Source organism: Novosphingobium sp. BL-A-28-Hi1-0D (assembly GCF_055521755.1).
This window is the reverse complement of record NZ_CM145502.1, coordinates 719,235-731,651: the sequence shown is the minus strand read 5'-3', so window position 1 is coordinate 731,651 and position 12,417 is coordinate 719,235. Positions and strand designations below refer to the sequence as shown.

General features: G+C 64.0%; 14 protein-coding genes. 7 read left to right on the top strand and 7 right to left on the bottom strand.

The window, feature by feature from the left end; genetic code table 11:
- Nucleotide 1 precedes the first annotated feature (1 nt).
- Nucleotides 2–1,132, top strand: coding sequence for a GNAT family N-acetyltransferase (locus ACZ1JW_RS03670; RefSeq protein ID WP_465141986.1), 1,131 nt, complete (start codon nucleotides 2–4; stop codon nucleotides 1,130–1,132).
- A gap of 392 nt (nucleotides 1,133–1,524) precedes the next feature.
- Here the strand turns inward: ACZ1JW_RS03670 and ACZ1JW_RS03665 are convergent, their stop codons facing one another.
- A complete protein-coding gene (locus tag ACZ1JW_RS03665) occupies nucleotides 1,525–1,863 on the bottom strand; it encodes an SEL1-like repeat protein (protein WP_465124835.1) in 339 nt (112 codons plus the stop codon).
- Nucleotides 1,864–2,436: 573 nt separating this feature from the next.
- Here ACZ1JW_RS03665 and dksA point away from each other — a divergent pair.
- The 4 genes from dksA (at nucleotide 2,437) to ACZ1JW_RS03645 (ending at nucleotide 5,383) form a co-directional block, all read left to right on the top strand.
- Nucleotides 2,437–2,895 (top strand): RNA polymerase-binding protein DksA, encoded by a 459-nt coding sequence (dksA, locus tag ACZ1JW_RS03660; RefSeq protein ID WP_144902917.1) that lies wholly within the window; start codon nucleotides 2,437–2,439, stop codon nucleotides 2,893–2,895.
- 178 nt (nucleotides 2,896–3,073) lie between these two features.
- Nucleotides 3,074–3,430 carry a PilZ domain-containing protein gene (locus ACZ1JW_RS03655; RefSeq protein ID WP_465124836.1) on the top strand — a complete coding sequence of 119 codons (357 nt, stop codon included), beginning with the start codon at nucleotides 3,074–3,076 and terminating at the stop codon, nucleotides 3,428–3,430.
- Between the two features lie 40 nt (nucleotides 3,431–3,470).
- A complete protein-coding gene (locus ACZ1JW_RS03650) occupies nucleotides 3,471–4,949 on the top strand; it encodes an ABC transporter substrate-binding protein (RefSeq protein ID WP_465141985.1) in 1,479 nt (492 codons plus the stop codon).
- A gap of 5 nt (nucleotides 4,950–4,954) precedes the next feature.
- Nucleotides 4,955–5,383 (top strand): DUF4112 domain-containing protein, encoded by a 429-nt coding sequence (locus tag ACZ1JW_RS03645; protein ID WP_465141984.1) that lies wholly within the window; start codon nucleotides 4,955–4,957, stop codon nucleotides 5,381–5,383.
- A gap of 15 nt (nucleotides 5,384–5,398) precedes the next feature.
- On the opposite strand, the gene ACZ1JW_RS03640 is transcribed toward ACZ1JW_RS03645, so the two are convergent.
- Both ACZ1JW_RS03640 and ACZ1JW_RS03635 read right to left on the bottom strand, forming a co-directional pair.
- Entirely contained in the window at nucleotides 5,399–6,571 is a 1,173-nt protein-coding gene (locus ACZ1JW_RS03640; RefSeq protein WP_465141983.1) for a DUF1176 domain-containing protein, read from the bottom strand.
- A gap of 24 nt (nucleotides 6,572–6,595) precedes the next feature.
- The gene (locus ACZ1JW_RS03635; protein WP_144902911.1) at nucleotides 6,596–6,772 is read right to left on the bottom strand and encodes a DUF1674 domain-containing protein; all 177 of its coding nucleotides are present in this window, start codon (nucleotides 6,770–6,772) and stop codon (nucleotides 6,596–6,598) included.
- 73 nt (nucleotides 6,773–6,845) lie between these two features.
- Here ACZ1JW_RS03635 and ACZ1JW_RS03630 point away from each other — a divergent pair, with 73 nt between their 5' ends.
- Nucleotides 6,846–8,105 carry an RsmB/NOP family class I SAM-dependent RNA methyltransferase gene (locus ACZ1JW_RS03630; RefSeq protein WP_465141982.1) on the top strand — a complete coding sequence of 420 codons (1,260 nt, stop codon included), beginning with the start codon at nucleotides 6,846–6,848 and terminating at the stop codon, nucleotides 8,103–8,105.
- 194 nt (nucleotides 8,106–8,299) lie between these two features.
- Complete coding sequence (locus ACZ1JW_RS03625; RefSeq protein WP_465124841.1) at nucleotides 8,300–8,677, top strand: hypothetical protein; 378 nt, start codon at nucleotides 8,300–8,302, stop codon at nucleotides 8,675–8,677.
- A gap of 95 nt (nucleotides 8,678–8,772) precedes the next feature.
- Here ACZ1JW_RS03625 and ACZ1JW_RS03620 read toward each other — a convergent pair whose 3' ends face one another.
- From ACZ1JW_RS03620 to ACZ1JW_RS03605, 4 genes are all read right to left on the bottom strand, one after another.
- Entirely contained in the window at nucleotides 8,773–9,396 is a 624-nt protein-coding gene (locus tag ACZ1JW_RS03620; protein WP_465141981.1) for a hypothetical protein, read from the bottom strand.
- 56 nt (nucleotides 9,397–9,452) lie between these two features.
- Nucleotides 9,453–10,448, bottom strand: coding sequence for a sterol desaturase family protein (locus ACZ1JW_RS03615; protein WP_465141980.1), 996 nt, complete (start codon nucleotides 10,446–10,448; stop codon nucleotides 9,453–9,455).
- A 259-nt stretch (nucleotides 10,449–10,707) separates the two neighbouring features.
- Entirely contained in the window at nucleotides 10,708–11,421 is a 714-nt protein-coding gene (locus ACZ1JW_RS03610) for a M23 family metallopeptidase (protein WP_465124844.1), read from the bottom strand.
- Between the two features lie 187 nt (nucleotides 11,422–11,608).
- Nucleotides 11,609–12,367 carry a ferritin-like domain-containing protein gene (locus ACZ1JW_RS03605; RefSeq protein ID WP_465142724.1) on the bottom strand — a complete coding sequence of 253 codons (759 nt, stop codon included), beginning with the start codon at nucleotides 12,365–12,367 and terminating at the stop codon, nucleotides 11,609–11,611.
- Nucleotides 12,368–12,417 lie beyond the last annotated feature (50 nt).

The window sequence follows — 12,417 nt, the reverse complement described above, 5'->3', positions numbered from 1 at the left end:
CGTGACCTATACCGCGCGCATTCACAAGTCCGTCTCGGAAATCGCCGCCGAGGACTGGGACCGGCTGGCAGGCGACGGCAATCCATTTATATCCCACGCTTTCCTGCAACTGCTCGAGGACTCCGGCTCGGTCGGCGGCCGCTCCGGCTGGTCCCCGCTGCCCATCGTGATCGAAGGCGATGACGGCAAGCCCGCCGCCGCGCTGCCTGCCTATCTCAAGAGCCACAGTCAGGGCGAATACGTGTTCGACCATTCGTGGGCGGACGCATGGACGAGGGCAGGGGGCAACTACTACCCCAAGCTCCAGATTGCCGCCCCCTTCACCCCCGCCACCGGCCCCCGCCTGCTGCTGGGAGACCGCTCGGACCTTGCCCTCCCGCTCCTGCGCGCTGCCGAACAACTGTGCGACAACAACGGCCTCTCCTCGGCCCACGCCACTTTCATAGAACCCGCCCAGATGCCCCTGTTCGAACAGGCCGGCTGGCTCCCCCGCTCGGACATCCAGTTCCACTGGGAGAACCGCGGCTATTCCAGCTTCGCCGATTTCCTCGGCGCACTGAGTTCCGAAAAGCGCAAGAACCTGCGCAAGGAGCGCGCCAAGGCGCAGGACGGCGTCGAAATCCGCCAACTCACCGGCGATGCCATCCGCCCCGAGCACTGGGACGCCTTCTGGGTGTTCTATCAGGATACGGGCATGCGCAAATGGGGCCGCCCCTACCTGACCCGCGCCGCCTTCGATCTGATCGGCGAACGCATGGCCGACAAGGTCCTCCTCGTCCTCGCCTTCGACGGCGACGAACCGGTGGCAGGCGCCCTCAACTTCATTGGCAAGGATGCGCTCTATGGCCGCTACTGGGGCGCCGTGGTGGAGAAGCCCTTCCTCCACTTCGAACTCTGCTACTATCAGGCGATAGACGCCGCCATCGCACTCGGGCTGTCACGCGTAGAAGCGGGCGCCCAAGGCGGCCACAAGCTGGCGCGAGGCTACGAACCCGTCCAGACCCTCTCGGCCCACTACATCGCCGACCCGAACTTCCGCAGCGCCGTGGCCGATTTTCTCGAACGCGAACGCGCAGGGGTGGCGCAGGACCAGATGGTGCTGGGCACGAGGACGCCGTTCAGGAAGGTGTGAGAGGAGCCGCGCTCGTTACCGCAAGCTCGTCATGCTGAACTCGTTTCAGCATCCATCTACCCCAGAGCGCGGAGGCTCCCGGTCGAGAGATAGACGCAGAACCGAAGGTCAGCGCGGCTAAACAAGTTCCGGCTGTCGGCTGAATTCACGGAGTTGGCCGCCTCGACGGAGATGCTATGAGTCAGGCAGGAGGCCCGTGAATGAAACGAACTGCGATTTGCGATGCCCACGTCAAAGAAGCCGGTCTTTCGGATGGTTCAGATGTCGTTGCTTTCGAGCGTCTCAAGCGCACATTGGCTGAGGCTTTCGCAGCTCCGGATTCAACCTACGTCTTGCGGACAGCAGACGACGTTATTGCGCGGAACAGAAAATCCTAGCGCGATTTTTCCAAATCAAGCCGCCGCCCGACCGCTCCGCAGCCATTCCCGCGCCCGGCGCTGGGCCTCGGCGATCTCCCGCGCCGTCATCTCGTCGGCTACATCCGCACGGCACTGTGCAGCTTCGTCGTGCCCGCCAACAGCGGCGAGGTTGAACCACTTGTGCGCCTCGATCAGGTCGCAGTCGACGCCGTGGCTGCCGGTCGAATAGGCCACGCCCAGATCGAACAGCGCGTTGCTGTCGCCGTTCGCTGCGGCAGCCAGACACGTTGCCACCAGCAGGTCGGCAATATCATGCGATTCGGCGATTGGTGCGGCTTCGTCCGCGACCAGCTTGATCCAGGCTTGTCCCATAACCTTTTACCCCCTTCAGGAAGTCCGAACCCCCGGACTTCCGACAAGGCAAAGGTCAACGATCTTGGTCAACAAATGGTTAACGCCACCCGCAATCAGTTTCAGCCGGAAACAGTTTGGGAAAACTCTGTGCGCCCGCTCACCCTTAAGTCGTCATTAATGCATCATATCTCCGCCTAATACCAACCTGCACTGACCCTGACCCATGAGGACGGTTTCTGGCGGTTATCGGCAAGAAGCGGCCGAAGGGGCGATGTGGTGCATCGTCACGAGGACGCGACGCTGTCCGATAGCCGCCAGAAACCGCCCGCAGGGTTGCCATATCCAGCCCGCTGGACTTCGTCGCAGCCTTGCCACGATGAACCACATCGCGGCTTCGGCTGTTCCTCGCCAGCAAGCTGGATATGGCAATCCTCATGGGTCAGGGTCAGTGCAGGTTGGTATAAGTGCTTGTGCGCGTCACGGGCCAATCCTATAGGCGCGCCAGCAGATGAGCCTGCGCGCTCGCCGGGGAAAACGGGCGGGGAGAATGCAGGCCGGGAGGGGCGGATAGCTTGTTATGCGGAGGGCCGAATGGCTGGGGTCTTGAGTGACGAGATTGACGTTCTGGCAAAAGCGCGACGCGCCCTGCCAGGTGACTATGTTCCTAGTGACAGCGAACCCTACATGAACGAGGCGCAGCAGGATTATTTCCGGCGCCTGCTGCTTGAATGGAAGAAGTCGATCCTCTCTGCCGCCGCCGGCACATTGTCGGCACTGCAGGACGGCCCGATTCGCGAACCTGACCTCAACGACCGCGCTTCGAGCGAGACCGACTGGGGCATCGAACTGCGCACCCGCGATCGCCAGCGCAAGCTGATCGCCAAGATCGATTCCGCCATGCGCCGGATCGATGAAGGCGAATATGGTTACTGCGAAGTGACCGGCGAGCCGATCGGCCTTGGCCGTCTGATCGCCCGTCCGATCGCGACGATGACGGTCGAAGCGCAGGAAGCCCATGAACGCAGAGAGAAAATCTCGCGCGATATGTGATGGACGGGGCTGCCTTCGGGCGGCCCCCCAACCATGACAATCAGGTTAACGCAAGCGCGCGCTAATCCCTTGTTTACCTTGCCCGTTTAGGAAGAAGCGACGAACATGCGCTATGCCCGCTCACGCGGGTGCGGAAGCCTCCGCAGGCGTGGGCAACTAGGGAACGGCAGGACCTTTGGTGAAAAGCATCGACCATCGGCAATTGGGGCGCGACAGCCTGTTCCTGATGGCGGAAGTGCGCCTTGCAGGGTCCGAGGCAGAGCACCGCGTGAAAGTGCGCAACCTGTCGGCCGGCGGCATGATGGCCGAAGGCGCGATGAAGGTGCTGCGCGGCACCCCTGTAGAGGTCAACCTGCGTAACATCGGCTGGGTCGATGGCGTGGTTGCGTGGATCCAGGACAACCGCTTCGGCATTGCCTTTATCGAGGAAGTTGATCCCAAGCTGGCGCGTGCACCGGTCGGCACCGGCCCGTCCACGCCGCGTTTCGTCAAGCCCGCGATCTCCACCCACGTCGGTCCCCTGCGCAAGATCTGACCTTCTGGACGCATCGGGCCTGCTGGCCTAGGCTCCCAGGATGATCCTGCGTCCTGCCGTCATTGCAGCCATGACTCTCGCGCTCTGCGCCTGCGGCAAGTCGCGTGACGGTACGCTCGAGATCGCGGTGATGGGCGATTCCGGCGCGCTCAAGGAACAGGGCCTGCGCCTGTCCCCCGCCGCACAGCTTGTCCGCTCGGCAACGCACGAAGGCCTCGTTGGCTTTGACGAACAGGGCCGAGTCGTCCCCGCTCTGGCTGATCGCTGGATCGTCACCGATAACGGCCAGAGCTACATTTTCCGCCTGCGCGATGGCACCTGGCCGGATGGCAAGCGCATCACCGCCGATGCCGCCGCTGCCGGCTTGCGCAAGACCTTTGCGGGACTCAAGGGCAGGGCGCTCGGCCTCGATCTCGCCGCGATCGACGAGGTCCGCGTCATGGCTGACCGCGTGATCGAGATCGATCTGTCTGCCCCGGTCCCCGAACTGCTCACCCTGCTCGCCCAGCCCGAACTCGCCCTCACCTGGCGCGGCAAGGGCACCGGCCCGATGGTGCGCGGCAATGATGAGGCCAGCGACGAAAAAGGCGCGCAGGTCTTCACCCTGATCCCGCCCGAACAGCGCGGCCTGCCCACGCAGCCCGATTTCGCACGCCGCGCCCGCAAGCTCGCTCTCACCTTCACCACGCCCGACAAGGCCGTCACACTGTTCAACGATGGCTATGCCGATGTCCTGCTCGGCGGCCGGATCGATACGATCCCGCTGGCCGGCTCCATCGGTCTCACCCGCGGCAACGTCCAGCTCGATCCGGTGATCGGTCTGTTCGGCCTGATGGTCGACAGCACCCAAGGCTTCCTCGGCGCCTCCGCCAACCGCGAGGCGCTGGCCATGGCGATTGACCGTGATGCCCTGATCGGCCGCTTCAACATCGGCGGCTGGCAATCCACCACCCGCGTCGTCTCGCCCGATGTCGAGGATGATCTCGGCACCATCGGCGAACGCTGGCAGGGCATGTCGATGGAGGAACGTCAGACCCAGGCCGCAGCGCGCGTCTCTGCGTGGAAAAGCGGGGGCAGGAGCATTCCCACCCTCAACATCGCAATGCCCGGCGGCCCGGGATCTGCCCGCGTGTTCGAGCAGTTGCAGGCCGATTTCGCCCGCATCGGCCTGTCTATCCGCCGCGTCGGTGAAAGGGACCGCGCGGACTTGCGCCTGATAGACGTGGCCGCGCGCTATGGCCGCGCCACTTGGTTCCTCAACCAACTGTCGTGCACCGTGCAGAAAGCGGTCTGCAGCCCGGTGGGAGACGAGCGCGTGGCCGAAGCGCGCAAGTCCGCCGATCCCGCCGCCCGCGCCGCCCTTCTGGCCGAGGCCGAGGCCGAGATCACGTCGGCCAACGGCTTCATTCCCATCGCGCGGCCCCTGCGCTGGTCGATGGTCCGCAGCGGCACTTCGGGATTTGCCGCCAACCCGTGGGGCTGGCATCCCTTGCCCCCGATGGCATGGCTCCCCAGATAAGGGGCATGGACCACACTTCCAACGCCGCTCGCCCGCAGCGCCTGCGCCCCGAACTGCCCGGCCTCGGCAACGATGCGGCCTCGGTGCGCCAGCGTGTGGAGATGCTCGAACGCGTGCTTGAACGCAGCTTCACCATCCCCGGCATCCGCCGCGACGTGGGCCTCGACGCCATCGCCGGTCTCGTGCCGGTGCTGGGCGACGTGCTGACCGCCGCAATGGGTGCCTATATCGTTTGGGAAGCGCGCAATCTCGGCCTGCCCAAGTGGAAGCTCTGGCGCATGGGCGCCAACGTCGCCTTCGACACCGCGCTCGGCGCCGTGCCGCTGGTCGGCGACGCCTTCGACCTCTTCTTCCGCTCCAACTCCCGCAACCTCAAGATCCTGCGAGCCCACCTCGACAAGCACCACCCCGAAGCCAAGGTGATCGAGGGATAACCAGCCCTCTCCCCTTCAGGGGAGAGGGCTGGGAGAGGGGACCGTCCCGGACTTGATCCGGGATGGTGGAGGGGAATGATTTGAACGATATAGTGTAGGCCAGTCATCTGGATAGGGACCGCCGCACGCTTCCTGCAAGCTCATTTCTGATAGAATGAAGTCCTGACCGTTCCAGATCCAGGCTGCGCTCATGCCGCAGTCTGCCAGACCGCGACCCTTGGCAAACATGCCCAGTTCTCCCGTCTTTGGATCAAACCAAGCATTCGTGAACCATGAAACGTTAGCCATATCTTCTGTAGCACCGAGGTAGGGGGTCGAGAGCCGTACTTGTCTCACGGCGCGCCCGTTACGTTGGACAATGAAAGCCAGCGATGATGTCTGGTAAGCTCCCCGGATGCATTCGACGAGAACGAGCGCGTCGGTTGCGGTTAATCCGTGGACCTCAAAGGGCTCGGTCAGGCTGTCACGCTCGCAGTCAAAATCTTTCAGCGAGACTTCCATCTTTCGGCGAAGTCTTGCTTCAATCTGTTGCGCTTCTTGCGTAGGTATGGCTGCTGCTATCGGCCGGTGGGGAACAAGCGGTATCGATGGTGCCGGCCTGACTGTAGACGCAGGTCTCGGACCTTGCCGAACGAGGGCGGCCTGTGTCCCCACAAGTCCTTGTCTCTCGTCTATGCGCAAAAGTGCTGCCGTCAGCCCATCGAGGCTGATGATTTTCTCGCCCCCGATAACAATTGAGTCCGCATTGCTGAGCCGCCTGATCAACTCTCTCACCACGGACGGCTCATGCGTCGTGAAGACTGTTTCAGTGTCTTCACGGGTTATGCGCCATGCAGGCGAAGTGAGTGTAAAGACCAGCCCATCTATCTCGACTGCCGGGTGATCCCCTACCGTCGCCTGGGTGACAATTTCAACTTCAAGCCGATCTGGTCCTCCAGCGGCGCGGTGTATGCTCATCTGGGAAGCGTGAATCTCCGGATAATCATCCCGGTCGCCGGAGACGCTTCTGGCCGGGGGTGATGCGCGTTCGCTATGGCCCAATGACTTTGCCACGCAAGACAAGCCGTTATCGCATACGACAAACCATGACTTGTAGGTGTTGAAAGACTGGACGGGCAGGCTTGCGGCGATTGCCTGTTGCCCTGACAGAAGAACGCTCAAGGCAACCAATAACAATCGCATCAGCATTGCTCTTCCGATGAGGCCTAACCCTCAAAAATCAATCGCGATCCCGTTCTTCTCCCAGTCCCCGAAACGCGTCGGGTCGATGCCGTCCGGATCATCCCCGCGCTCGATGGCCTTGGGCGCAGGCGCGGGATCGTTGGTCCAGTGCGCGGGCGGGGTGAAGTCCGCGGGGCGCTTCGTCGCACGGGGAGTGGGCTTTTCCATGCCCTTGCAGATGGCGCGTCTCAGGCCGAACTGCAATTGCATATTGGGGCACAAGCGCCGATAGGCTCGTGCCATGTCCCGTTCCACACCCGCCGACGAAGTCCCCGGCGTCCCCGCCCGCCGCGCCGCGCTGCGGCTGCTCGATGCCGTGCTGCACCGTGGCGATCCGCTCGATCAGGCCGCGCCCCCGGTGCTGCGCGCGATCGAACGCGGCGATGACCGTGCGCTGGCGCTGGCCATCGTGCAGGAATCGCTCCGCTGGATGGCGGATCTCGATGCGCTGATCGATGGCGCGACGAAGCAGGCCTTGCCCGAAGATGCCAAGGTCCGCTCGGTCCTGCGCCTGATGCTGGCTCAGGCCCTGCGCCTGAACCTGCCCGGCCACGCCATCGTCGCCACCGGCCTGCCGCTATTGACCGGTGGCCCGCGCCGCCTGGCCCACGGCGTGTTCTCCGCCGTCACGAAAGGCGGCGCAAAGCTGCCCGAGGCTCCCACGCTCCCGCCCGCCGTCGCCGCGCGCTGGCAGGTCGCATGGCCCGAACGGCTGGATGCGATTGCCCAGGGCCTCGCCGTCCCGCCCCCGCTTGACCTCACCTTGCGTGATCCCTCGCAGACCGAGGCATGGGCCGAACGCCTCGGCGGCCAGTCGCTCGCCCCCGGCCACGTCCGCCTCGCCCGCGCCGGTGCCATCGAAGCGCTCGAAGGCTTCAGCGAAGGGGCATGGTGGGTACAGGATCTCGCCGCCAGCGTGCCCGCGCGCCTGTTGGGCGAGGGCAAGGGCCGCCGCGCCCTCGATCTCTGCGCCGCGCCGGGCGGCAAGACCCTGCAACTCGTCGCCGCCGGCTGGTCGGTCACCGCGCTCGACAAGTCCGCCCGCCGCACCGAACGCCTTGCCGAAAACCTCAAGCGCAGCGGCCTCACCGCCGAGGTCATCGTCGCCGATGCCCTGAACTTGCAGCCCGAAGGCCAGTTCGATGCCATCCTGCTAGATGCCCCGTGCAGCGCCACCGGCACCTGCCGCCGCCACCCCGATGTGCTCCACCGTCAGGCCCACATTGCCGAGCTGACCGCCCTGCAATCCGCCATGCTCGAACGCGCCGCCACCTGGCTCGCGCCGGGCGGCACGCTGGTCTATGCAGTCTGCTCGCTGGAGCGCGAGGAGGGCGAAATTCAGGCCCTTGCCTTTGACGCCCTCACGCCCGCCCCCATCACCGACGCCGAACTGCCCGCCACCCTAACCGCCACCAACGGCCGCTTCCGCTCCGATCCCGGCATGCTGGCAGAACAAGGCGGCATCGACGGCTTCTTCGCAGCGCGGTGGAGGAGGGGTTAGGCCCAAGCGAATCGACGAACGCGCCAGCCCTTCGTCGCCCCATGCCCGCTCGTCCACCTTTCGCATCCGGCACCGAAGTCAACCGTTGGCGCAGACAAGCCGAGAACGTTGGCTTTCGGAGTGTTTTTGACTAAAGCTGCCTGTCAGGTCACGACGCCGTTGCTGCCGTTCGTAATCGGATTTACTCAGCAGCAATGGAAACCACACCCAAGTTTCAACTGCTTCTGCTCGCGGCATTAGTCGGCGTGGCCATAGGTTGGTATGTAGGTGTAAGTTCGTCTGTGCCAGATCCGCAGTGGGTGAACGGAACATATCGCAACCCCTGCTGCGCCGACGTCGTGCTCTCTGATGGCGTGATGACAACACGCGGGTTGCGGGTAGGCTTTACCCTTGAGCATATGAAATTCGGCATGGTTGCCTATCCAGCACAACCTGTCGAAATTGAGAGCAATCGTGTTGTCGCTCGACCGAACGGTGCGACGACTTCAATCTTATTTGACGACAGTCTTGGCTCGTTCACTTTGAGGTGCCGGCCCGACTGCGCCGAGAAAATTGTGTTCAGCCGCTTTTGATTTGGGTGCCAAATTGCCGCTTCTCACCCCAATTCCGCCATTGAGCACCTTCGCACAATTGCCCAACAGCGGACGTTGATTAAGCCCGCCCCCGCCTAACCCTCCCCCGCCAACTTCCGCCGAAACGTCCGCCGCACCAGCCACGGTTCCAGAAACCGCCCCACAAGGTACAGAAACGCAAATATCCCCGCGAAGACGTAAGCCGCCGTTGCCGAAGGCTTGCGCTTGCGCGATTTTCCTTCGCCGTCCTTGGGCTTTTCGGGCGCAGGTGCGCCGAGGAACTTGTCGACGGGGTTGAGCGTCAGGACCGGCTCGTCCTTCTTCTTCTCGTCCTTCTTGGCGCCCTCGGCCTTCTCTTTCGCCTCGGCCTGCGCCTTCTGGTATTCGGCCACGGCCAGCGTCAACTGGCCGAAGCCCACGAACACCAGCGGCAGGATGAAGCAGAACAGCATGAACCGGCTGACCAGACGGTAGCGCAGCACCAGCCCGCCCGGCGCTTCCTCCACTCGCAGCGATCCCTTCTCGAACACCGAAAGCGGGTCCTGCGCGGCAGGCGATCCCTTGGTGTAGCGCAGCCCCTCGCCGTCGCGCTGATATTGCGTGTCCGGCTCGTCGAGCACCGGCGCAACCCGCTCCAGCGCTTCGCCTGCGCTTAGGCCCTCGGGCACCGGCACTTCATCGCGCACCGTCCAGATCCAGTCGATGAAGCGCAGGTTCACGCGTGGCTTCTCCGGGCTCACCGGTTGCGTCCAGGGTGATGCAATCGCGGTTCCGCTCATTCCGCCGGAACCGCCGTCTCGGGCATGCCCGCGCCGCGCCCAAGCTTGGCCTTGATCGTCTTCCACGCTTCGGTGAACGGATAGTGCATCACTTCGCGAATGTGCATGCGGCGTCCGCCTTCCATGCCCAGCAGCTCCGCCTCGCCATCGACGCAGGTGCCGAACATGCGGTCGATAATGATCCATGTGCCGGCATAGTTGCTGCGCGTGGCTTCATAGTCCTGCGAATGGTGGACGCTGTGATGCTCGGTCGTGTTGAACAGGAAGCGCCACCAGCGCGGCGTGTTGAAGCGGGTGTTGATGTGCTGGTAGGTGCTCACCGCGAGGCCGAACGTGCCCGCCAGCAGGAACGCGCGCGGCAGGAAGTCGAAGAACCCCCCGATGCCAAGGCCGATCAGGAACAGCTCCACCGGATTGCCCACCGCGCCCTTGTTGATGTTCAGCTGCGTGATGTAGTGGTGCGGCGCGTGGGTCAGCCACAGCGGGTACCAGTTGTGCATGCCGCGATGCATCCAGTACTGCCCGAAGTCGAAGATGAACGAGATCAGGAACGCCTGCAGCAGCAGCGGCAGCCCGGTGAACCACGCCACCTTCGCCAGATCGAAGTTGCTCTGCACCATGGCGATGATCGCGTCAGACCCGATGAACTGGTCGACAATCCGCAGAACGGTATAACCCAGCCCGACATAGAACAGGTCGGTCACCAGCTCCTTCCAAGTCAGCTGCCATGAACGGTGCCGGGGATTGACCCACTCCAGCCCCAGCAGCACCAGCTTGAACACGATGCCGATCGCGATGCCGGTGGACGCCACGGCCCACTCGTTGGGCGCATAGTACCAGAACAGCAGGAAGCCGAAGAAGGTAACCGGCTGGAACCAGGTGAAGAACGCGCGCTTGAACGCACCGCCTTCTACCTTGGGCAGGTTCTCCCACCCCACGGTTACCGGCGCATCCGCCCCGATGATCCGATTGCCAACCTGAACACCTGCCATCTGCCGACCCTCGATATGCGTCAAACGGGCAGGCCAAAGCCTGCTATCCGTCTGGCACTATGGGAGGTTTCGGCAGCAGGTATACGCGTCGAATGACGTATGTGCTTAGCGACGTAGCCGCTTCGGAGAAAGGGGGAGTGCTCCCCTGTGCATCAACAAGAAAAGGGCCCCGTCACCAGAGCCCTCTTCCGCATCCTCTCCAAGATGCTTCGCTTGAGAGACCGGGCCTTTTGACCCTGGGCTCTTGTTTGTTCCGGCCTTACTCTTCGGGGCCGCCGCGGCCTTCGGCCTTCTCGTTGCTGGCATAGAGCGAGTCGCCCTTGCCCTGCATGTAGGGGAGCGGGTTGACCGCTTCGCCGGCAACGCGGACTTCGTAGTGGAGGTGCGGGCCGGTCGAGCGGCCGGTCGAACCGACATAGCCGATCACGTCGCCCTTGCGGACCTGCTGCCCTTCGGCAACCGCTACGCGCGACATGTGGCCGTAACGCGTTTCCATGCCGCCACCGTGGTCGAGGCCGACGAACAGGCCGTAGCCGCCGAACCATTCGGCCTTTTCAACGACGCCGTCTGCGCTGGCGCGGATCGGGGTGCCGGTCGGAGCGGAAAGATCGATGCCCTTGTGGGCGCGGCGGCCACCAAGCACCGGGTGCTCGCGCATGCCGTAACCGCTCGAAAGGCGGGTCATCGACACGGGCACCAGCGACGGAATCGAAACCGAAGCGCGGCGGGCGGTGGTGGGACGCGAAGAAGGCAGGATGCCATTGTCGAGCTGCTGCCAGCTGGCGAAGAGGCGGCGGAATTCTTCATCGCCGCGATCGGCCGAAACGCCTGCCTTGGCAGCTTCGGCGGCGCGAAGCGGTGCGGCGATGTCTGCGGAGGAAGCGCTGTTGGCGAAAGCCGGAGCGGAAGAGAATGCAACAATCGCCGTCAGGGCGCTGAATACAGTCTTGAAGGTGTTGGTGTTGAACAACATTACGACCTGTGCGACCTTTTTCTCGGCTCTCCGCTCCCGGTCTGTGCGACCTTTGGAACGGCAAGCCCTGAACCCCCAGAGCGAACCCGTTTTGCGGCGGCAGACAGGTGTTTGGCCTGCCACCCGGGAAATTTCAGAGTTGGTCGGAACCCCCCGCCATCTCGTGAATTGGGGTATGCGGGGCAGGTTACAGGCAGGCAACCCCTGCCATCATTTCGCGCGACAAACCGGCTGATCGACGCGCCGAGTCGTTGAACGGTGGCTTAACCACACCGCGAAAGTGCCGCTCGACCAGCATTTTCCAGAGCCGGGGCGGCGATTCTCCCCTCATCTGACACACTGCGGCGAAATGTGTTGTGCCGAAGCGCACATGGCGAATTTCGTCGTCAACGATTCGTTGCAGGATGCGTGCGGAGCGCTCGTCGCCTGCCTTCAGGAACCGCTCGACCGTCATCGGCGTCACGTCCAGCGCCCGTGCCTCCAGCACCATCGGCACAATCGCCAGCCGCGCCGCCACGTCATGCGCCGTTTCGCGCGCGGCGTCCCACAGCCCATCGTGCGCCGGCATCGCGCCATAGAAGCTGCCGAGCGTGCGCAGTCTCCGCGCGATCAGGTCAAAGTGCATTGCCTCGTCGGCGGCGACCGAAAGCCAGTCGCCGACGAACTGCCGCCCCATCTGCGCCCCGAACCGCCCCGCCGCATCGAGCGCAAGGTCGATCGCCACGAACTCGATATGCGCCAGCGCATGGAGCAGCGCGAGCCGCCCGTGTGCCGACCCGCGTCCGCGCTTGGGCATGGCGGCGGGCGGCAGCAGTTCGGGCCTTTCTGGCCGCGCCGGAACGTCCGGCATCGCCACGTCGAACACCATGGCCAACTCGCTCGCCCGCCATCGGCGCACCACATCGCGCGTCGCCATCACCTTGGCGGTCGGCTCAGCCGTCAGCATGGCCGCGCGGATTGCGCGGGCGAGGGAAGGGGCGGTCACAGGACGTCTTG

Bases quoted from the DNA above. Each gene is read 5' to 3' on its own strand.
- ACZ1JW_RS03635 (WP_144902911.1), bottom strand. From the start codon at position 6,772: ATGGAAAAGCCCACTCCCCGTGCGACGAAGCGCCCCGCGGACTTCACC.
- dksA (WP_144902917.1), top strand. From the start codon at position 2,437: ATGGCTGGGGTCTTGAGTGACGAGATTGACGTTCTGGCAAAAGCGCGA.
- ACZ1JW_RS03640 (WP_465141983.1), bottom strand. From the start codon at position 6,571: ATGCTGATGCGATTGTTATTGGTTGCCTTGAGCGTTCTTCTGTCAGGG.
- ACZ1JW_RS03650 (WP_465141985.1), top strand. From the start codon at position 3,471: ATGATCCTGCGTCCTGCCGTCATTGCAGCCATGACTCTCGCGCTCTGC.
- ACZ1JW_RS03630 (WP_465141982.1), top strand. From the start codon at position 6,846: ATGTCCCGTTCCACACCCGCCGACGAAGTCCCCGGCGTCCCCGCCCGC.
- ACZ1JW_RS03665 (WP_465124835.1), bottom strand. From the start codon at position 1,863: ATGGGACAAGCCTGGATCAAGCTGGTCGCGGACGAAGCCGCACCAATC.
- ACZ1JW_RS03645 (WP_465141984.1), top strand. From the start codon at position 4,955: ATGGACCACACTTCCAACGCCGCTCGCCCGCAGCGCCTGCGCCCCGAA.
- ACZ1JW_RS03615 (WP_465141980.1), bottom strand. From the start codon at position 10,448: ATGGCAGGTGTTCAGGTTGGCAATCGGATCATCGGGGCGGATGCGCCG.
- ACZ1JW_RS03625 (WP_465124841.1), top strand. From the start codon at position 8,300: ATGGAAACCACACCCAAGTTTCAACTGCTTCTGCTCGCGGCATTAGTC.
- ACZ1JW_RS03610 (WP_465124844.1), bottom strand. From the start codon at position 11,421: ATGTTGTTCAACACCAACACCTTCAAGACTGTATTCAGCGCCCTGACG.
- ACZ1JW_RS03605 (WP_465142724.1), bottom strand. From the start codon at position 12,367: ATGCTGACGGCTGAGCCGACCGCCAAGGTGATGGCGACGCGCGATGTG.